Annotated in this window: 12 protein-coding genes and 1 pseudogene; 10 read left to right on the forward strand and 3 right to left on the reverse strand. The window is 72.8% G+C overall.

Annotated elements, in window-relative coordinates; translation table 11 throughout:
* Window positions 1–12 precede the first annotated feature (12 nt).
* The 10 genes from GA0074694_RS27605 (at window position 13) to GA0074694_RS32455 (ending at window position 17,108) form a co-directional block, all read left to right on the forward strand.
* A complete protein-coding gene (locus GA0074694_RS27605) occupies window positions 13–270 on the forward strand; it encodes an acyl carrier protein (protein ID WP_091462878.1) in 258 nt (85 codons plus the stop codon).
* Between the two features lie 2 nt (window positions 271–272).
* Window positions 273–731, forward strand: coding sequence for an SRPBCC family protein (locus GA0074694_RS27610; protein WP_091462879.1), 459 nt, complete (start codon window positions 273–275; stop codon window positions 729–731).
* A gap of 28 nt (window positions 732–759) precedes the next feature.
* On the forward strand, window positions 760–1,509 hold the full coding sequence (locus GA0074694_RS27615) for an SDR family NAD(P)-dependent oxidoreductase (RefSeq protein ID WP_091462880.1): 750 nt from the start codon (window positions 760–762) through the stop codon (window positions 1,507–1,509).
* Between the two features lie 2 nt (window positions 1,510–1,511).
* Complete coding sequence (locus tag GA0074694_RS27620) at window positions 1,512–1,844, forward strand: antibiotic biosynthesis monooxygenase family protein (protein ID WP_091462881.1); 333 nt, start codon at window positions 1,512–1,514, stop codon at window positions 1,842–1,844.
* On the forward strand, window positions 1,841–2,155 hold the full coding sequence (locus GA0074694_RS27625; RefSeq protein ID WP_218105826.1) for an antibiotic biosynthesis monooxygenase family protein: 315 nt from the start codon (window positions 1,841–1,843) through the stop codon (window positions 2,153–2,155). Before GA0074694_RS27620 ends, GA0074694_RS27625 begins: the two co-directional genes overlap by 4 nt.
* 357 nt (window positions 2,156–2,512) lie before the next feature.
* Entirely contained in the window at window positions 2,513–3,589 is a 1,077-nt protein-coding gene (locus tag GA0074694_RS27630; protein WP_091462882.1) for a ketoacyl-ACP synthase III family protein, read from the forward strand.
* Between the two features lie 8 nt (window positions 3,590–3,597).
* On the forward strand, window positions 3,598–5,121 hold the full coding sequence (locus tag GA0074694_RS27635) for a peptide MFS transporter (protein WP_091462883.1): 1,524 nt from the start codon (window positions 3,598–3,600) through the stop codon (window positions 5,119–5,121).
* A gap of 106 nt (window positions 5,122–5,227) precedes the next feature.
* Complete coding sequence (locus GA0074694_RS27640) at window positions 5,228–5,428, forward strand: DUF5957 family protein (RefSeq protein WP_176738140.1); 201 nt, start codon at window positions 5,228–5,230, stop codon at window positions 5,426–5,428.
* A 176-nt stretch (window positions 5,429–5,604) separates the two neighbouring features.
* Window positions 5,605–7,233, forward strand: coding sequence for an FAD-dependent monooxygenase (locus GA0074694_RS27645; RefSeq protein ID WP_091462885.1), 1,629 nt, complete (start codon window positions 5,605–5,607; stop codon window positions 7,231–7,233).
* Window positions 7,234–7,709: 476 nt separating this feature from the next.
* Window positions 7,710–17,108, forward strand: coding sequence for a type I polyketide synthase (locus GA0074694_RS32455; protein WP_218105827.1), 9,399 nt, complete (start codon window positions 7,710–7,712; stop codon window positions 17,106–17,108).
* 348 nt (window positions 17,109–17,456) lie between these two features.
* On the opposite strand, the gene GA0074694_RS27655 is transcribed toward GA0074694_RS32455, so the two are convergent.
* From GA0074694_RS27655 to GA0074694_RS27660, 3 genes and pseudogenes are all read right to left on the reverse strand, one after another.
* Window positions 17,457–18,035: an AfsR/SARP family transcriptional regulator gene (locus GA0074694_RS27655; RefSeq protein ID WP_218105828.1), complete on the reverse strand. Its 579-nt coding sequence runs from the start codon at window positions 18,033–18,035 to the stop codon at window positions 17,457–17,459.
* A gap of 91 nt (window positions 18,036–18,126) precedes the next feature.
* Window positions 18,127–18,408, reverse strand: a pseudogene (locus GA0074694_RS34400) (AfsR/SARP family transcriptional regulator); the annotation flags it as partial.
* Window positions 18,409–19,716: 1,308 nt separating this feature from the next.
* Window positions 19,717–20,040: a transposase gene (locus GA0074694_RS27660; protein WP_176738141.1), complete on the reverse strand. Its 324-nt coding sequence runs from the start codon at window positions 20,038–20,040 to the stop codon at window positions 19,717–19,719.
* Between the last annotated feature and the right edge of the window lie 125 nt (window positions 20,041–20,165).

The following is a 20,165-nucleotide window of genomic DNA, read 5'->3' on the forward strand; positions in this document are numbered from 1 at the left end:
GAGGCACCTGCCATGCGTGAGATGACCCTGGACGACCTGACGCGCGTGATCCGCGCGACGGTGGGCGTGGACGACTCGGTCGACCTGACCGCCGACATCCACGACACCCTCTTCACCGACCTCGGCTACGACTCGCTGGCCCTGCTCGAGGTGGTCAGCCGGCTGGAGAAGGAGTTCCCGGCCTCGGTTCCCGAGGAGATGATCAGCGAGCTGCGCACCCCGCGTGAGCTGATCGAGTTCGTCAACGACCAGCTCGCCCCGGCGGCGTGACGATGGCCAAAAAGACAGAGTGCGCCGTCGTCATCGACGCGCCGATGGACCTGGTCTGGGACATGACCAACGACGTGCCGAACTGGCCGGACCTCTTCACCGAGTACGCCGCGGCGGAGGTGCTGGAGCGGGACGGGAACACCATCCGGTTCCGGCTGACCATGCACCCCGACGAGAACGGCCGGGTGAACACCTGGGTCTCCGAGCGGACCTCCGACGCGGCCACCCGGACCGTCCGGGCGCACCGGATCGAGACCGGCCCGTTCGACTTCATGAACATCTTCTGGGCGTACCGGGAGGTCGACGGCGGCGTGGAGATGCGCTGGGAGCAGGAGTTCCACGTCAAGGACGAGATGCCCTTCGACGACGACGCCATGGCCGCGCACCTGCTGAAGAACTCGGCCATCCAGATGGCGGCCATCAAGGAACGGATCGAGAAGGCCGCCGTCGCCCGCTCCTGAGCCGGCGCACCCCTTACCTGGAGGATTGATGGAACAGCTACTGGCCGGCAAGAACGCCCTGGTCACCGGCGGTACGCGCGGCATCGGCCGGGCGATCGTGCTGACCCTGGCGAAGGCCGGCGCGAACGTGGTGACCTGCTACCGCTCCGAGGGCGAGGCCGTGGAGAGCCTGGCCCGCGAGCTGAAGGACACCCCGGGGCAGCACCACCTGGTCCGCGCCGACGTCGGTGACGCGGACCAGATCGACCAGCTGCTGGCCGAGTGCAAGGTCCGCCTCGGCGGGCTGGACGTGGTGGTCAACAACGCCGGCGTGATCAGCCACATCGGCTACGACGACCTGTCGCTGGCCGACTGGCACGCGGTCGTCGACACCAACCTGACCGGCACCTTCCTGGTCATCCAGAAGGCCCTGCCGCTGATGGGCGAGGGCGCGTCCGTGGTCAACATCGGCTCCCGGGTGGCCAAGGTGGGCATCCCGATGCGGGCGCACTACACCGCCGCCAAGGCCGGCCTGGTGGGTCTGACCCGCTCGCTCTGCAAGGAGCTGGGCCGCCGGGGTATCCGGGTGAACCTGGTGGAGCCGGGTGTCATCGCGACCGAGGAGATGGCACGCCTCACCCCGGAGCAGCGGGCCGCCATGGAGGCCCGCTACGCGCAGCTCACCTCGCTCGGCCGGCTCGGCCACGTGGACGAGGTCGCCGAGGTCGTGCTCTTCCTCGCCAGTGACAAGTCCCGCTACGTCAGTGGCGCGCAAATCCCCGTCGACGGAGGTATCTGATCATGAGCAACCCCGTGTTCCGGGTCATGCTGCGGTTCGACATCAACCCTGGGATGGAGGCCGACTTCGAGCAGACCTGGCTCTCCATCGGCAGCGTCATCACCGACCACCCGGCCAACCTCGGGCAGTGGCTGATGAAGGACTCCCAGCAGGACTCGACCTACTACGTCATCAGCGACTGGGTGGACGAGCCGCGGTTCCGGGAGTTCGAGCACAGCGACGAGCACGTGGAGCACCGCAAGAAGCTGCACCCGTTCCGGCACGGCGGCGCGATGTTCACCATGAACGTCGTGTTCGCGCTGCCGGCCGGCGAGGCCGCGAAGGCCCTGCGGTGAGCAGCGCCGGTCGCGCCCGGGTGATGGTGTGGCACCGCGCGCCGGCCGACGACGCCGACGCGGTGGCCAAGGCGTACGACCAGATCAGCCGGCACCTGGAGGGGACGCCGGGGCTCATCGGCAACGAGCTGCTCCGGTCCACGAAGGACCCGCACCGCCTGGTGGTGCTCAGCGAGTGGGAGAGCCTGGAGGCGTTCCGGGTCTGGGAGGAGGGTGTCTCGCACCGCCCCTCCACCTCTCCCCTGCGGCAGTACCAGGACCGCGAGCAGGAGAACTTCTTCGAGGTCTTCGAGGTGTCGGCGGCGTTCTGAACGCCGTCGTACCGCCGGGCGGCCGGCGGGCCGCCCGCCACGAGGGCCGGACGACGACCGGGCGGGACGCCCGGCGATCCACCGGTGGCCGGAGGACGACCCTGACCAGGTCGTCCTCCGGCCACCGTCCGCCCGTTTCCGGCTCCCGCGACCGGGGAGCGCACGACAGGCCCAGGGATGGGCAGCGACGGACTTTGGAGGCCGTTCCATGACCGACACCCCGCTCCAGGTGGGCGCCGCCCCGAGCACCGGCACCCGGCTCGCCGGCGCGCCGGGCGGCCACCGGCACCACAGGACCGAGCGCCACCGGCTGCGACACGCGGGCAGCACCACGGGAGCCGGAACGGGGTCGTCGGCATGAAGGTCGAAAACCTGTACGTCGTCGGCACCGGGCGTCGCCTGTCCCCGGCGATGACGCTGGAGGAGGCCGAACGGGCCGGGCTCTGCGAGCGCCGGCTGGTCTGGCGTACCGAGATGCAGTCGGTCTGCGTGAGCGAGGGCGAGTCCGGTCCGGAGATGGCCGCGCACGCCGCGCGGACCGCGATCCGGCAGGCCGGGGCGCGGCCGGCGGAGATCGACCTGATCCTGCACGCCAACACCTGGTACCAGGGGCACGACATGTGGGCTCCCGCCTCGTACGTGCAGCGCGAGGCGGTGGGCAACTCCTGCCCGGCCATCGAGGTGCGGCAGATGTCCAACGGGGGTCTCTGCGCGCTGGAGCTGGCGGTGGGCTACCTGCTCGGCGACCCGACCCGGACCAGCGCGCTGGTCACCACCGGGGACCGGTTCTGCGCGCCCGGGTTCGACCGTTGGCGCAGCGACCCGGGCACCGTCTTCGGCGACGCCGGCACCGCCCTCGTCGTCTCCCGTCGGCCCGGGTTCGCCCGGCTGCGCAGCATCGTCACCGTCGCCGACTCCGGGCTGGAACAGATGCAGCGCGGGGTGGACCCGTTCGGTCCGGTCCCGTTCAGCGCCCGCGCCACGGTGGACGTGGAGTCGCTGCGGCAGGCATTCGTCCGGTCCAGCGGGCTCGACGGCATCCTCGACCGGATCGACCGGGGCCAGTCCGAGGCGATCGAACGGGCGCTGGCCGACGCCGAGGTGACCCTCGACGACATCGACTGGTTCGTCCTGCCGAACCTCGGGCGAGGCCGGCTCAACGCCCACTTCCTGCACAAGTTCAAGATCGACCCCGACCGGACCACCTGGTCCTGGGGACGCCAGGTCGGACACCTCGGGGCCGGCGACCAGATCGCCGGGCTGGGGCAGATCGCCGACTCCGGCGTCCTGCAACCCGGCCAGCGGTGCCTCCTCGCCGGCGTGGGCGCGGGATTCACCTGGTCGTGCGCCGTGGTCGAGATGCTCCGCAGGCCACCCACCGCCGGCCGCCCGGCCACGTCGGCCGGTCTCACCCGCACCGCGAGAAGGGGTTGAGAGAGACCATGAGCTCGACAGCCACACCGATCCCGCCCACCGAAAAGACCTTCCTCGGCCAGCCGCGCTGGTTCGGCACCCTCTTCGTCGTCGACATGTGGGAGCGCTTCAGCTTCTACGGCATGCTCGCCATCCTGGCGCTGTTCCTGGTCGCCAGCCCGGCCGACGGCGGCATGGGCATGTCCGAGGTGGACGCCGCCGCGCTCTTCGGCATGCACATGTCCCTGGTGTTCATGGCCGCCCTGCCGGGTGGCTGGCTCGCCGACCGGGTACTCGGCGCGCGGCGGGCCACCCTCTGGGGTGGCATCTTCATCACCGCCGGGCACATCTTCCTCTCCGTGCCCGCGGAGCCCACCCTCTACCTGGGGCTGGGCTGCATCATCGTCGGCACCGGCCTGGTCAAGCCGAGCATGGCGGCGATGGTCGGCGACATGTACCAGGGCCAGCCCGAGCGGCGGGAGGCGGCCTTCTCGCTGTTCTACATGAGCGTCCAGGTCAGTGCCCTGCTCGCCCCGCTGGTCACCGGCTTCGCCGCCGAGAAGATCAACTGGCACCTGGGCTTCGGGATCGCCGCGTTCGGCATGGTCGTCGGCCTGATCCAGTACGTGGTCGGGATGCGCGGTCTGGGCGACGTCGGCTCCCGCCCGTCGAACCCCGCCCCACCGGAGGTACGGGCCCGCGTCTGGCGGCGCTCGGCGATCTTCGGTGGGATCCCGGCGCTGCTCGCCGTCGTCGGGGTGGCCAGCGGGGTGGTCGCCCTCCAGCAGGTCCTGATGCTCCTCGGCCTGATGGTGCTCGGTGTGCCGATCGTCTACTGGATCCGGCTCAACCGCCGGCCGGAGATCGCGCCCTACCGGGTCCGGCTGCGGGCGTTCCTCTGGATGCTGATCGCCTCGGCGTTCTTCTGGATGCTCTACGCCCAGGGCCCCGCGCTGATGAACATCTTCGCCAAGGACTCGGTCGACCGGGACGTGTTCGGCTTCGAGGTGCCGGCGAGCTGGTTCCAGTCGGCCCAGCCGCTGTTCCTGCTGATGCTCGCCCCGGCCTTCGCCGCTCTCTGGGTGCGGCTGGGCTCCCGGGTGGCGGTACCGCCGAAGTTCGTCGCCGGCATGCTCCTCGGGGGCGTCTCCTTCGTGGTCATGGCGGTCGCCGCCTCGCTGGCCGAGAGCGGCCCGGTGTCCCCGCTGTGGCTGCTCACCGTCTACCTGATCGTCGTCTGCGGCGAGCTGGTCGTGGCGCCGGTCGGGCTCAGCCTGGCCGCCCAGGTCGCCCCGCCGGGCTTCTCCAGCCAGATGATCGGCCTGTTCTGGCTCTTCGCGGCGGTCGGCGCGGCCACCGGCGGCCAGCTCGCCGGGATCACCGCGGTGGTCTCCGACGCCACCTTCTACCTGGTGCTCGGCGGCGTCGGCCTCGTCGTGGCGGCGGCTCTGGCGTTCTCCGTCCGCTCGCTGACGCGACGCCTCGCCGACGAGCCCGTACCGGACCAGCCGGCGACGACGCCGTCGCCGGAGGGCGTGACCTCCCTGCACTGAGCGCGGTCCCGTTCGGGTTTGCCCGGTCCACCCCGGGGAAACCGATATGTAGGATGGCTATGGATATCGACCCACCGAGGCTGGGAGGCAGCTCGTGAGGACGCTGGTGGCAGTTCTGATCGGCCTCGTCGCCGGGTTCTTCGCCGGACTGGTGGTCGACCAGATCATCGGCGTCGTCGGCCTGCTCACCTCGGGCGACCCGGGCGGCTTCCGGTTCCTGCCGGTCGTCCTGGCCGCCGTCGGCGCGGTCGTCGCGGTCGTCGTCGACCGACAGCGGCAGCACCGGAGCGCGCCGCCCCGGCGCTGACCCCGCCGACGCACACACCTCCCGGGCGCCTCCCGTCACCGACGGGAGGCGCCCGTCGTCGTACCGGATCCGAAGCCGTACCGGACCCGATCCCCGTTGATCTCCAAGCGCGCTTCGAGCCGTCCTCCAAGCGGGGCTGCCAGGCTGGGCCAGCCACGATCCGGGAGGAGTCACTCGTGTACGACGAGACAACACCAGTACTGATCGTCGGGGGTGGGGTGGTGGGGCTCTCCACCTCCCTGTTCCTGTCCGCGCACGGCGTCCGGTCGGTCCTCGTCGAACGTCACCCGGGCACCGCCATCCACCCCCGCGCCTGGGGCTGGTACCCGCGCACGCTGGAGCTGTACCGCTCCGTCGGGCTGACCGACGCCATCTACGCCGAGAGCGCCGGCTTCGCCGGTCACGTCCTCAACGGCAAGGTCGAGTCGCTGACCGGCCGGGAGATCCACATGTCCCGGATCCCCGACGAGGAGGACGTCAGCGACATCAGCCCGATCGAGCGGCTGGTCTCGTTGCCGCAGGACCGGATCGAGCCGCTGGTGCTGGAGCGGGCCAACGACCTGGGCGCCGACATCCGCTTCGGCGTGGAGCTGGTCGACCTCGCCCGGGACGACGAGGGCGTCACCGCCACCGTCCAGGACCGGAAGACCGGGGCCCGCCGGACCGTCCGGGCCGAGTACCTGGTCGCCGCGGACGGCACGCACAGCCCGATCCGGGAGCGGCTCGGCATCCGACGGCACGGGCGCGGTGTGGTCCGCCACCAGATGAGCATCCTGTTCCGGGCCGACCTGACCGGCCCGCTCGCCGGCCGCCGGTTCGCCATCTGCCAGGTTGAGAACGACCAGGTGGAGGGCATCCTCGGGCACGACGACTCGCTGGGGCAGGGCACCCTGATCGTCACCTACCACCCGGAGGAGGGCGAGCGCCCGGAGGACTTCACCGACGAACGCTGCGTCGAGCTGGTCCGGGCCGCGGTGGGCGTACCGGACCTCGAGGTCGGACTGCGCAGCGTCATGCCGTGGGAGATGGGCGCGCTGGTCGCCGAACGGTTCACCGACGGGCGGATCTTCCTCGTCGGCGACGCCGCGCACGTGGTGCCGCCGGTCGGCGGGTACGGCGCGAACACCGGCATCCACGACGCGCACAACCTGGCCTGGAAGCTGCGCGCCGTGCTGACCGGTCAGGCCTCCCCCACGCTGCTGGCCACCTACGACGCCGAGCGCCACCCGGTCGGGGTGACCGTGATGACCCAGGCCGGACTCCGGCTGGCCACCCGGGGCGGGTTCGCCACCGGCGAGCAGAAGGCCGCCGTCCGGGACACCCTGATGGTGACCTTCGGCTACGTCTACGACTCGTCCGCGGTGGCCGCCGAACCGGGCGATGCCGTCCCCGCCGCCCCGCCCGGGCCGGGTGGGGTCCGTACCGCCGCCCTGGTCGACCCGCGCCAGCTCGGCGGCCGGCCCGGCACCCGCGCGCCGCACGTCTGGCTACGCCGCGACGGGGAACGGATCTCCACCCTGGACCTGTTCGGCCGGCGGCCGGTGCTGCTGCTCGGCTCGGCCGGCGAACCGTGGCGCGTCGCCGCGACGGCCGCCGCCAAGCGCCTCGGCGTGGACCTCGACATCCACCGGATCGGCGCGGACCTGGTCGAGGACGACCGGCCCTGGCACGACACGTACGGCGTCGCCCCGCAGGGGGCGGTGCTCGTCCGGCCGGACGGTTTCGTCTGCTGGCGTTCCCCGGCCGACGCCGAGGCCACCGAGTCCACCGTCGAACGGGTGCTGGGCGCCCTGCTGCACCGCTGACCCACCCCGCCCGCACCGCCTCTCGGCCAGCCACACCCGGCTGGGGTGGAAGCAGGGGCCCCTTGTTACCGCTTTTTGATGAGGAAGGGCCCCCTGCAACCACCTCAGCCCAGCCCAGCGCGACGCGACGGCGCAGCGCAACGCGGCGCGGCGCGGCGCGCAACCCAGCGCGGGGCAGCGCGACGTAGCGCAGCCGAGGAAGGCGGTGCAGCCGAGCTGAGCAGGAGGCGCGGCACAGCGCGGTGCCGCGCAGCGGGTGCGACGCAGTTCAGTAGTCCAGCAGTGCAGTAGTCCAGCAGTGCAGTAGTCCAGCAGTGCAGTAGTCCAGCAGTGCAGTTCGGTCGTACCGCATCGAACCGTCCGTCAGAGCTTCGCGGCCGTCAGCGTGCGCAGCGTCGGTGCCCGGCGCGCCCGCGCGGAGTACCGCCCAGAGGACACCACGCGCCTGTCAGAACCACCGCGCCCGGGAGGGAACCGTGAGCGAACCGCAGACCACCGTGGGTGAGGCACCCGTGGGGCGTACCGAACCCATAGCGATCATCGGACTCGCCTGTCGGCTGCCGAAGGCACCTGACCCGGGAGCCTTCTGGGAGTTGCTGCGCGACGGGGTCGAGGCCGTCGGCGAACCGCCGGCAGACCGGTGGCGGGACGTGGGCGAGCCGCCGGTGGACGTACGCCGGGCCGGTTTCCTCGACCGGGTCGACACCTTCGACGCGGCCTTCTTCGGGGTCAGCCCCCGGGAGGCCGCGGCGATGGACCCGCAGCAGCGGCTGATGCTGGAGCTGAGCTGGGAGGTAATGGAGGAGGCCCGGATCGTTCCCGCCACGGTACGGGACACCCGCACCGGGGTCTTCGTCGGCGCCATCTGGGACGACTACGCGACGCTGTCCTACCGGGGCGGCCCGGAGGCGGTCTCCCCGCACACGGTCACCGGGCTGCACCGCAGCATCCTCGCCAACCGGGTCTCGCACCACTTCGGCCTCACCGGGCCGAGTATGACCGTCGACACCGGGCAGTCCTCGTCGTTGGTGTCCGTGCAGCTGGCCTGCGAGAGCCTGCGGCGCGGCGAGTCCAGCCTGGCCATCGCGGCCGGGGTGAACCTGATCATGGCTCCGGAGAGCACCACCGGCATGGCCCGGACCGGAGCGCTCTCCCCCGACGGCCGCTGTCACACCTTCGACGCCCGCGCCAACGGCTACGTCCGGGGTGAGGGCGGCGCGGCCGTGCTGCTCAAGCCCCTGGCTCGGGCGCTGGCCGACGGCGACCGCGTGCACGCGGTCATCCTCGGCGGCGCGGTCAACAACGACGGGGTTGCCGAGGGGCTCACGGTACCCAGCCGGGTGGCGCAGGAGGAGGTGCTGCGGCTGGCGTACGCCGATGCCGGCGTCGACCCGCACGACGTGCAGTACGTCGAGCTGCACGGCACCGGCACCCGGGTCGGCGACCCGGTCGAGGCGGGCGCGCTGGGCCGGGTGCTCGGCGCGGGCCGCCCGGCCGACGCGCCGCTGCTGGTCGGCTCGGTCAAGACCAACGTCGGTCACCTGGAGGGCGCGGCCGGCGTCGTCGGCCTACTCAAGGCGGTGCTCGCCCTGCGTCACCGGCACCTGCCGGCCAGCCTGAACTTCACCACCCCCAACCCGGCCATCCCCCTGGACGACCTGCGGCTGCGGGTGCAGCAGCGGGCCGGCGACTGGCCCCGGCCGGACGCGCCCCTGCTCGCCGGGGTCTCCTCGTTCGGCATCGGTGGCACCAACTGCCACCTGGTGCTCGCCGCCGCCCCGGAGCAACCGGCCGGCAGGGAGCCGTCGGGAGGCGTGGCTGGTTGCAGGGGGCCCTTCCTACCGTCTGGTGATGAGGAGGGGGCCCCTGCAACCACCTGGCGCACCGCAACCACCTGGCGCACCGCAACCACCGGCGCGGAACGGGCGACCGGGGCAGCGGGCGGGACGGCGCGCGAAGCGGCGACCGGGGCGGCGGGCGAGGTGACCGGGTGGCCGCTCTCCGCTCGCGGGGAGGCCGCCCTGCGCGACCAGGCCGCCAACCTGGCCCGGCACCTCGACGCCCACCCCGACCTCGACCCGGCCGTGGTCGCGCACAGCCTGGCCACCACGCGGACCCGGTTCGACCACCGGGCCGTGGTGGTCGCCGGGGACATCGTCGAGGCGCGGACGGCGCTGACCGCGCTGGCCCAGGGGCTACCCGACGGCGGGCTGGTCACCGGCACCCGCACCCCGGGGAAGGTGGTCTTCGCGTTCCCCGGGCAGGGGTCGCAGTGGGTCGGCATGGCGCTGGGGCTGCTCGACACCCACCCCGTGTTCACCGCCCAGCTGCACCGCTGCGCCGAGGCGCTCGCCCCGTACACCGACTGGAACCTGATCGACGTCCTGCGTGGTGAGCCGGGCACCCCGCCGCTGGACCGGGTGGACGTGCTCCAGCCGGCGCTCTGGGCAATGATCATCTCGCTGGCGGAGACCTGGCGGGCGCACGGCGTCGAGCCGGACGCGGTGATCGGCCACAGCCAGGGCGAGATCGCCGCCGCGTACGTCGCCGGAGCCCTCACCCTCGACGACTCGGCACGGCTCGTCGCCCGTCGGGCCCAGGCGATCACCGCGATCGCCGGCACCGGCGGCATGGTCTCCATCCCCCTCCCGCCGGACCAGGTCGACCTGACCCCGTGGGCCGGGCGGCTGCACGTCGGCGCGCTGAACGGGCCGTACTCCACCGTGGTCTCCGGCGACCTGGACGCCCTCGACGAGATCACCGCCGCGCACGCGGAGCGGGGGATCACCTGCCGCCGGGTCAACATCGACTACGCCTCGCACACCCACCACGTGGAGCCGCTGCGCGAGCGATGGAACGAGATGCTCGGCGAGCTGCGGCCGACCGCCACGCGGATCCCGTTCTGGTCGACGGTGGCCGCCGGGCCGGTCGACGGCACCGCCCTGACCGCGGACTACTGGTACGGGAACCTGCGTAACCCGGTCCGCCTCGACGAGACCGTCCGGGCGCTGGCGGCGGCCGGGCACAACCACTTCGTCGAGCCCAGCCCGCACCCGGTGCTGACCGTCGGCATCCAGGACAGCCTGGACGCGAGCCACGTCGCCGGCACCACCACCGGCACCCTCAAACGCGGTGACGGCGGCCCGCGCCGGCTGCTGCTCTCGTTGGCCACCGTGCACACCCGCACCGAACGGACGCCGGTCCTCGCCGCCGATCCGGAGCACGTCCCGGACGGCGCGGTCGACCTGCCCACGTACCCGTTCCAGCGCCAGGCGTACTGGATCGCCGCCGGGCCGGTCCCGACGGGGCCCGCGCCGGGCGGTGCACCGCACCCGGTCCGGGACGCGGAGCCCGTCCGGGACTCCCGGCCCGGGCTGACCGGCACGCTGGCCGAACGGCTCGCCCTGCTGCCCGCGCCCGAGCAGTCCCGGCTGACGCTCGACCTGGTCCGCAAGAACGCCGCGGCGGTGCTCGGCCATGCCTCCGACGCCGCGATCGGGGTCGACCTCTCCTTCCGGGACCTGGGCTTCGACTCGGTGCTCTCGCTGGAGCTGCGCAACCGGCTCGCCGCGGCCACCGGGCTGCGGCTCGCCTCGGGCCTGCTGTTCAACCACCCGACCCCGGCCGCCCTCGCCGGGCACCTGCGCGACCACCTGGTCGGCGGCGGTGTCGACCCGGCGGCCACCCGGGCGGACGCGGACGCGGACGAGCCGATCGCGGTGGTGGCCATCGGCTGCCGCTACCCCGGCGACGTCCGCTCGTCGGAGGACCTGTGGCGGCTGGTCGCCGGGGGTGTCGACGCGATCGGCGAGTTACCCACCAACCGGGGCTGGGACCTCGAGGGGCTGTTCGACCCGGAGCCCGGCGTGCCCGGGAAGTCGTACGCCCGGCACGGTGGCTTCCTGCACCGGGCCGACGAGTTCGACGAGGAGTTCTTCGGGATCAGTCCGCGCGAGGCCGCCGCCATGGACCCGCAGCAGCGGTTGCTGCTGGAGACCTCGTGGGAGGCGTTCGAGCGGGCCGGCATCGACCCGACCGCGCTGCGCGGCAGCCGCACCGGCGTGTTCATGGGGCTGATGTCCCAGGAGTACGGACCACGCCTGTACGAGACGTCGGCCGGCTCCGACGGGTACCGGCTCACCGGCAGCACCGCCAGCGTCGCCTCCGGACGGATCTCGTACGTCTTCGGGTTCGAGGGCCCGGCGTTCACGGTGGACACCGCCTGCTCCTCGTCGCTGGTGGCGATCCACCTCGCGGTGCAGTCGCTGCGCCGGGGCGAGAGCGACCTGGCGGTCACGGGCGGAGCGTGCGTGATGTCCTCGCCCGGGATCTTCGTCGAGTTCAGCCGGCAGCGCGGTCTCGCGCCGGACGGGCGCTGCAAGGCGTTCGGGGCCGGGGCGGACGGCACCGGCTGGGCCGAGGGCGCCGGGGTGCTGCTGCTGGAGCGGCTCTCCGACGCCCGCCGCAACGGTCACCGGGTACTCGCGGTGATCCGGGGCAGCGCGATCAACTCCGACGGGGCCAGCAACGGGCTCACCGCCCCGAACGGCCCGTCCCAGGAACGGCTGATCTCCGACGCGCTGGCCGACGCCGGTCTCTCCCCCGCCGACGTGGACGCCGTCGAGGCGCACGGCACCGGCACCCAGCTCGGCGACCCGATCGAGGCCGGCGCGCTGCTCGCCACGTACGGGCAGGGCCGGCCGGCGGACCGGCCGCTGCGGCTGGGCTCGCTGAAGTCGAACATCGGGCACAGCCAGGCGGCGGCCGGTGTGGGTGGCGTGATCAAGATGATCGAGGCGCTCCGGCACGACCTGCTGCCGCCCACCCTGCACGCGGCCGAGCCGTCGCCGCACGTGGAGTGGTCGTCCGGCGCGGTCGCCCTGCTCACCGAGGCGGTGCCGTGGCCACGCGATGCGCGACCCCGCCGGGGCGCGGTCTCCTCGTTCGGCATCAGCGGCACCAACGCGCACGTGATCCTGGAGGAGGCCCCGGCCGACGCGGACGCCGCCCCGGCCGACGACGACGTCCCGCCGGTCATGGTGGGCGCGGTCGCCCTGCCACTGTCGGCGCGCGGCCCGGCCGCCCTGCGCGACCAGGCCGCCAACCTGGCCCGGCACCTCGACGCCCACCCGGACCTCGACCCGGCCGTGGTCGCGCACACCCTGGCCACCACCCGGGCGCGGTTCGACCACCGCGCGGTCGTCGTCGCCGCCGACCCGGACGCCACCCGCGAGGCGCTCACCGCCCTCGCCGAGGGACGGTCCGCGCCGAACCTGGTCACCGGCACCCCGACCGAGGGGAAGACCGTCTTCGTCTTCCCCGGGCAGGGGTCGCAGTGGGTCGGCATGGCGCTGGGGCTGCTCGACACCCACCCGGTGTTCACCGCCCAGCTGCACCGCTGCGCCGAGGCGCTCGCCCCGTACACCGACTGGAACCTGATCGACGTCCTGCGCGGTGAGCCGGACACCCCACCGCTGGACCGGGTGGACGTCATCCAGCCCGTCCTCTGGGCCATGATGATCTCCCTGGCGGAGACCTGGCGGGCGCACGGCGTCGAGCCGGACGCGGTGATCGGCCACAGCCAGGGCGAGATCGCCGCCGCGTACGTCGCCGGAGCGCTCACCCTCGACGACTCGGCCCGGGTCGTGGCGCGTCGGTCGCAGGCGATCACCGCGCTCGCCGGCACCGGGGGCATGGTCTCCGTGCCGCTGCCGGTGGAGCAGGTCGACCTGGCCCCGTGGGACGGGCGGATCCACGTCGCGGCGATCAACGGGCCGCACTCCACGGTGGTGGCCGGCGAGGCCGCCGCCCTCGACGACCTGGTCGCGAGCTTCCAGGCCCGGGACGTCAACGCCCGTCGGATCGACGTCGACTACGCCTCGCACACCCCGTTCGTGGAGCCGATCCGGGAGCAGGTGCACGAGCTGCTCGGCAAGATCCGGCCCCGGGCGTCGCGGATCCCGTTCTGGTCCACGTACACCGGCGGCCTGCTGGACACCACCGAGCTGGGCACCGGGTACTGGTTCCAGAACCTGCGCAACACGGTCCGGTTCGCCGAGACCGTCCGGGGGCTGGCCGCCGCCGGGCACACCCACTTCGTCGAGACCAGCCCGCACCCGGTGCTCACCATCGGCATCCAGGACACCCTGGACGCCGCCGACCACCCCGGTACCACCACCGGGACGCTGAAGCGCGGCGAGGGCACCGCCGCCCGGCTGCTGCTCTCGCTGGCCCACGTGCACACCCACACCGGGCACCGGCCCCGGCTGGTCGCCGACCCGGCGTACGTGCCGCGCGGCACGGTCGACCTGCCCACGTACCCGTTCCAGCCGCACCGGCACTGGCTCGCCGCGCCGAGCGGGGCGACTCCGGCCCGGGACGCCGGGCACCGGTTCCTCGAGGCCGAGATCGACCTGGCCGGCGACGCCGGGGTGCTGCTCTCCGGGCGGCTGTCCCGGCGTACGCATCCCTGGCTGGCCGACCACGCGGTACGCGACACCGTGCTGCTCCCCGGCACCGCCCTGGTCGACCTGGCGTCGTACGCCGCCGACCGGGCCGGCTGTGGCGTGGTCGACGACCTGGTCCTGGAGGCGCCACTGGTGCTGCCGGTCACCGGCGGGGTGGAGATCCAGGTGAGCGTCTCCCCCGGGGACGACCCGGAGCGGCGGACGCTGGCCGTCCACTCCCGACCCGCCGCCGACGGCACCGGGACCGACCGGACCTGGGTCCGCAACGCCACCGGCACGCTGGCCGGGGCGGAGCCGGGCGACGGGCCGCGCCTGGACGAGTGGCCCCCGGCTCGGGCGACGCCGTGGGACCTGACCGACGCCTACCCGCGGCTGGCCGACGCCGGCTACCGGTACGGGCCGACCTTCCGTGGCCTGCACCGGGCCTGGCGGGACGGCGACGACCTGTACGCCGAGGTACGGCTCGCCGACGACCACACCGTCACCGGCTTCCACATGCACCCGGCACTGCTCGACGCCGCGCTGCACCCGCTCGTGTTGAGCCTGCTGGACGGGGACACCCGGGGTGGCATCGCCCTGCCGTTCGCCTGGAGCGGCGTCCGGGTGCACGCCGTGGAGGCGACCGCGCTGCGGGTGCACGTCCGGCGCACCGGCGAACTGAGCGCGGCGCTGACCCTGACCGACGGGTCCGGGGCGCCGGTGGCCGAGGTGGAGTCCCTGACCCTGCAACCCGCCGCCCCCGCCCAACTCTCCGCTGCCGAGGCGCACCGCGACTCGCTGCTGGAGGTGGCCTGGACCGAGGTGACCGCGCCACCGACCACCGGCACCATCCGGCTGGCCGTGCTCGGCGAGAGCGACCTGGACGCGGTCGGCGCGACGGTCTATCCGGACCTCGCCGCACTGCTCGCCGCGGTCGAGGCCGGGGCACGGGTGCCGGACGTCGTGGTGGCCACCGCCGGGGCACCGGAACCGGAGATGGTGCCGGCGACCCACTCGGCGGTCACCGCCGCGCTGGACCTGCTCCAGCAGTGGCTGGCCAGCGACCGGCTGGACGCCTCGCGCCTGGTGCTGACCACGTTCCGGGCGGTCGCCGCCGACCCGGGCGAGCCGGTCCGGGACCCGGCGACCACGGCGGTGTGGGGGCTGCTGCGCACCGCGCAGACCGAGCACCCCGGCCGGTTCGTCCTGGTCGACCTGGACACCCCGTCACACCTGCGGGTGCCCGCCGCGGTCGCCACCGGCGAGCCCCAGGTGGCGGTCCGTGGGGACGCGCTGCGCGTACCCCGGCTGGCCCACGCCGGCACCGGGCAGACCCTGGCGGTGCCGGAGACGACCGACTGGCGGCTGGTGGCTGAACCGCGCGGCACCATCGACAACCTGGCCCTGGTCGGACCCGCGGGGACGGACCGCCCGTTGGCCGACGGGGAGGTCCGGGTCGCCGTCCGGGCCGCCGGCCTCAACTTCCGGGACGTGCTGATCTCCCTCGACATGTACCCGGGCGCGGCGACGATGGGCTGCGAGGCGGCCGGGGTGGTCGTCGAGGTCGGCGCCGGTGTGACGGACCTGGCCCCCGGCGACCGGGTGATGGGCCTTTTCCCCGGGGGGGCCTTCGGCCCGGTCGCGGTGGCCGACCACCGGCTGCTCACCCGCATCCCGGCGGGCTGGACCTTCGCGCTCGCCGCCAGCGGGCCGACGGTCTTCCTGACCGCCTGGTACGGCCTGGTCGACCTGGCCGACCTGCGCTCCGGCGAACGGGTGCTGATCCACGCCGCCACCGGCGGGGTGGGGATGGCGGCGGTGCAGGTCGCCCGGCACCTGGGCGCCGAGGTCTTCGCCACGGCCAGCCCGCCGAAATGGGACACGCTGGTGGAGGCGGGTTTCGACGACGCGCACATCGCCAACTCCCGCACCCTGGACTTCGAGCAGTGGTTCGCCGACGCCACCGGGCAGGAGGGCGTGGACGTGGTGCTCAACTCGCTGGCCGGCGAGTTCACCGACGCCTCGCTGCGGCTGCTGCGCCGGGGCGGGCGCTTCGTCGAGATGGGCAAGACCGACATCCGTCCCGCCGAGCGGGTCGCCGCCGACCACCCCGACGTGACGTACCGGTTCTTCGACCTGCTGACCGTGGATCCGGACCGGATCCGGGGGATGTTCGCCGCGCTGATGGACCTCTTCGACGCGGGCGTGCTGGAGCCGAGCCCGATCACCACCTGGCCGATCGACCGGGCCCCGGCGGCCTTCCGCCATCTCCAGCAGGCCCGGCACGTCGGCAAGCTGGTGCTGACCCTGCCCGGCGCGCTCGACCCCGAGGGGACCGTCCTGATCACCGGCGGCACCGGCACGCTGGGCCGGCTGCTGGCCCGGCACCTGGTCACCCGGCACTCCGTCCGGCACCTGCTGTTGACCGGCCGACGCGGCCGGGACGCGGACGGGGTGGCCGAGCTGGAGAAGGAGCTGGCCGAGCTGGGTGCGGAGGTGACCGTCGCGGCCTGTGACGTCGCCGACCGGGAGGCCCTGGCCCGGGTGCTGGACGCCGTGCCGGCGGCGCACCCGCTCACGGCGGTCGTGCACACCGCCGGCCTGCTCGACGACGCCACGGTCGAGGCACTCGCACCGGATCAGGTGGCCCGGGTCCTGCGCCCCAAGGTGGATGGTTCCTGGCACCTGCACGACCTGACCCGGGACCGGCCGCTGGACGCGTTCGTACTCTTCTCCTCGGTCGCCGGGACGATCGGGCTGGCCGGTCAGGGCAACTACGCCGCCGCGAACGCGTTCCTCGACGGGCTGGCGGCGCTACGCCGGTCCACCGGCCGCACCGCCACCTCGCTGGCCTGGGGCCTGTGGGCCGAGTCCAGCGGGATGACGGGGCACCTCGCCGAGGCCGACCTGGCCCGGATGAGCCGCGCCGGCGTCGCCGGCCTCTCCAACGAGGAGGGTCTCGCCCTGTTCGACCTGGCCGTCGCCCGCGACCAGGCCCATCTGGTGCCGGTCCGGCTGGACCGGGCCGCGCTGCGCGGCCGGACGGACCGGGACACCGTGCCCGGGATGTTCCGTGACCTCGTCCCGCCGCCCGGACGGCGGGTCGTCGAGCGGGTGACGCGGGGCACCGGGTCGGCCTCCTCCTGGGCCGACCAGCTCGCCCAACTGCCGCAGGAGCGCCGGCACGACGCCCTGGTCCGGCTGCTGAGCACCGAGGTCGCCTCGGTGCTGGGCCGCAACGGCGGGATCGACCACGGGCAGACGTTCCGCGACCTCGGCTTCGATTCGCTCGCCTCGGTGGAGCTGCGCAACCGGCTCCGGACCGCCACCGGCCTCCGGCTGAGCGCCGGGGTGGTCTTCGAGTACCCCCGGGTGGGCGAGCTGGCGGAGGTCCTGCTCGACCAGGTGCTGGCGGCGGGGAAGGCGTAAGCCGGTGACGGCGGCACCGCCGCGCCGGGCCGGACGATGACGTCCGGTCCGCCGGCGGTGCCGCCGCCCCGGCAGCGCCGGCACCCGCCGCCCGGTGCGGCAGGGCGACCCCGCCGGTGTCGTGCCCGCACGGCCGACGGTCGGACACCCGGTCCCGGCGCACCGCTGACACGAAGAGACCGCCCGGGTGCCCGGTGCCGCGCACAGCGCGCGGCACCGGGCACCCGGGCGGTCCGACATCGCGAGCCCGAGGGCCCCATGGCAGCTCGGTCCCGGGGTGGGTCACCGCCCACCGGCCGGTCCCGGTCGACCGGCCCCGGGTGGGGGCGCGGTCACTGCCGAGACGTCCTACTGCACCGCGCCGACCTGCCGGTGCTCCAGCCGCCGCTGCCGGGGGATGGACATCGCCAGGCACTCCAGCCCGATGGGCGGCGGACCGGCCTCGCTGAGGCTCGGGTCGCCTTCGAGGATGGCCCGGTGCAGGCGTTGCAGGTCACCCGAGGGGTCCACCCCCAGCTCGGCCACCAGAGCCTTGCGGGCCCCCTGGTAGACACCGAGCGCCTCGGAGCGGCGCCCGGCACGGTAGAGCGCGAGCATCAGCTTGGCCTGGAAGCCCTCGTGGGTGGGCTGCCGCGCGGAGAGTCCGACCAACTCGCTGAGGAGTTCGTGGTGACGCCCCAGCAGCAGGTCCGCCTCGATGCGCAGTTCCAGGGCGCTCTTGCTCATCTCCTCCAGCCGCAGCACCTCCACCTGGAGGATGGGCCCCGGCGTGACGTCCACCAGCGCTGGTCCCCGCCAGAGCGCCAGAGCGTCCCGGAGGATCCGGGCCGCGGCCTCCGTACGACCAGATTCCAGTGCGGCGCGCCCCTGCGCCACCAGTTGTTCGAAGCGCAGCGAGTCGAGTGCCTCCGGCGCGAGCGAGAGCATGTAACCACCGGCGAACGTCCGCAACTCGGACGTGGGCGCGGAGTCCGGCCCGGTGCCGCCGGGCTGGGGGGGTGAGCGCCCGCTGCAGGTGTTTGCGGAGTTGGTAGACGTACGTCTGGAGCGTGGTGGTGACGCTGGTGGGCGGACTGTTCTCCCACAGCTCTTCGATGATCTGTTCGTTACGGACGACGCGATTGGCACAAATAGCGAGAAGCGCAAGCACCCGACGCGGTTTTGGCGCCGTTGGCGTCATATCCATCTGACCGACATGAACCGACAAGGGACCGAGCACGTTGATCTGCAATGCTGTCACATCCTTCTCTACGCCCTTGGGCCCCGACCCAGATAATGTCAGCGCAATTCCTGAACGCATTCAGGATCACTTTTCCGCCAGGAGAATCCAGTTGCCACACAGGAATGACGGATTGATGAGCATGACAATAAGTGGATCGTGCGTTACTAGCCGTAACGCAGGGCACCGATACGCACAGTGGAATTCGCAGCGACGGGGCGCCCCCCAGCTGCCGCGCCTTACCATCATTACTCAATGAGACATGGAGGTAACTCAAGGTGACACTAAGCAGCCCCCCAGCTCCGACGGTCAACCAATGACTGAATCATCGATTGTCGGATCAAATATTTACCAGTGCGGCAACACCGGTCCCCCTGATCGACTAATCGATGCATGCCTCTGTTCATCACTATGCCCCATTGCAGGTTGCCGCACAAGCAGGCACAGAAACCAAGAAGCTTTCGAGCCGGCTTCGAGGCACCCGTGCATTGTTGGGGCTGGCTTCACAGGATGTAGTGAAATTGTGCGCCGCCACCCGGGCCGCAGCAACCTCAATTACACATGTCGGCGGGGCGGCGAAGCCATCACGAATCCCTCACCGAGGGGGCGTTTGCGCTGATCATGACGGCACGCCGGGAGTCGCACCGGAGGGGCCCGGCACCCCGGGGCGGGCCACCCGCTCCACCGGCGACGAGCGACCGGTCCGATCCTGGGCGTATACGATCGGTAGCGTTCGATCCTGACGGTCAGGGCCCACAGGCCATGTATCGGGAAGGTAAAGCTGTCAGCTGGCTGACACTGGACAGCACTCCACTCCCCCGGAAACCCGCCACCCGCACCGGCATACCGCCCGGTAACCTCGGCTACGGCCTTCCGGGAACCTGGAAAGAACCAGCAGTAGCCGGGTCGGACCACCCAAAACGTGCATCCAAGAACATACGAGGCGGAGAAGGCGGGGCCGCTCCGGTTGACCGACCCAGCCTCCTCCTTTCCGCTCCCGTCACCCCGGCGGACGAGTGGCACCCGGGGCCCGCCGGGCCGGTGGGACGCACCGTCGGCCCCGGGCCGGGTCAGCCGACCGGGGAACCACCATCTGCCTGAAAGCAGGAACAGACATGCCGGAGCGCTCACTCCAGAAATGGGCATTCCTGGAAGCCCCCTGGGCGCTTTCTGGATGAGCGGGGGTCAGCGGAACGTCAGCGGTCGAACACGGATCCGGACGGAGAGTGGGAAGAGCGCAACGGCCGGCTCGGCACCGGCCGTCCAACCTGGAGCCGATCCCGGACACAACGATGCGCCACCGCCGCCGACCGTCACGCGGCGCGGCGGATTTGTCGTCTGAATTGAATTGTCCGAACGCGACGGCGGCCACGGTCGGCAGCGCGGTGGTCACAGGAGCCGGCGCTGCTGGTCCAGTTGTGAGGCGAAGAAGGCACTGGCCGCCGTCAGTATCTCGTTCACCCGGCGGAGTTCGGCGTTCTCTGCCCGGAGTCGTTGCAGCTCCTCCGCCTCGGTCTCCGACAGACGCTCGGCGCGGGGGTCGGGCCGCTCACCGCGTTCGATCTCGTCCTGACGAATCCAGGTCCGCAGCGCCTCGGGGTGAACGTCGAGGTCCCAGGCGAGCTGCACGATGGGGGGCCGCGGATCGGAGCCCCGCCACCGCTCCACCGCGCGGATCCGCAGCTCGTCCGGATACTTCTTGGGCGGTGCCATGAGCATCCCCTCCCTCTCGTACTTCCCGCGGCTCCGCACCGCGCCCGCCTGCAGACCCCGTGAGCGGTCCAACCGTCACCGGCTGGACCGCCTGCGACGCGGATCATCCGGTGAACCGCGTGCGA

This window comes from Micromonospora inyonensis (genome assembly GCF_900091415.1).
Classification (GTDB): Bacteria; Actinomycetota; Actinomycetes; order Mycobacteriales; family Micromonosporaceae; genus Micromonospora; species Micromonospora inyonensis.

Excerpts from the sequence above, each read along its gene's own strand:
- GA0074694_RS27605 (WP_091462878.1), top strand. The coding sequence starts at position 13 with ATGCGTGAGATGACCCTGGACGACCTGACGCGCGTGATCCGCGCGACG.
- GA0074694_RS27610 (WP_091462879.1), top strand. The coding sequence starts at position 273 with ATGGCCAAAAAGACAGAGTGCGCCGTCGTCATCGACGCGCCGATGGAC.
- GA0074694_RS27615 (WP_091462880.1), top strand. The coding sequence starts at position 760 with ATGGAACAGCTACTGGCCGGCAAGAACGCCCTGGTCACCGGCGGTACG.
- GA0074694_RS27620 (WP_091462881.1), top strand. The coding sequence starts at position 1,512 with ATGAGCAACCCCGTGTTCCGGGTCATGCTGCGGTTCGACATCAACCCT.
- GA0074694_RS27630 (WP_091462882.1), top strand. The coding sequence starts at position 2,513 with ATGAAGGTCGAAAACCTGTACGTCGTCGGCACCGGGCGTCGCCTGTCC.
- GA0074694_RS27635 (WP_091462883.1), top strand. The coding sequence starts at position 3,598 with ATGAGCTCGACAGCCACACCGATCCCGCCCACCGAAAAGACCTTCCTC.
- GA0074694_RS27655 (WP_218105828.1), bottom strand. The coding sequence starts at position 18,035 with ATGCTCTCGCTCGCGCCGGAGGCACTCGACTCGCTGCGCTTCGAACAA.
- GA0074694_RS27660 (WP_176738141.1), bottom strand. The coding sequence starts at position 20,040 with ATGGCACCGCCCAAGAAGTATCCGGACGAGCTGCGGATCCGCGCGGTG.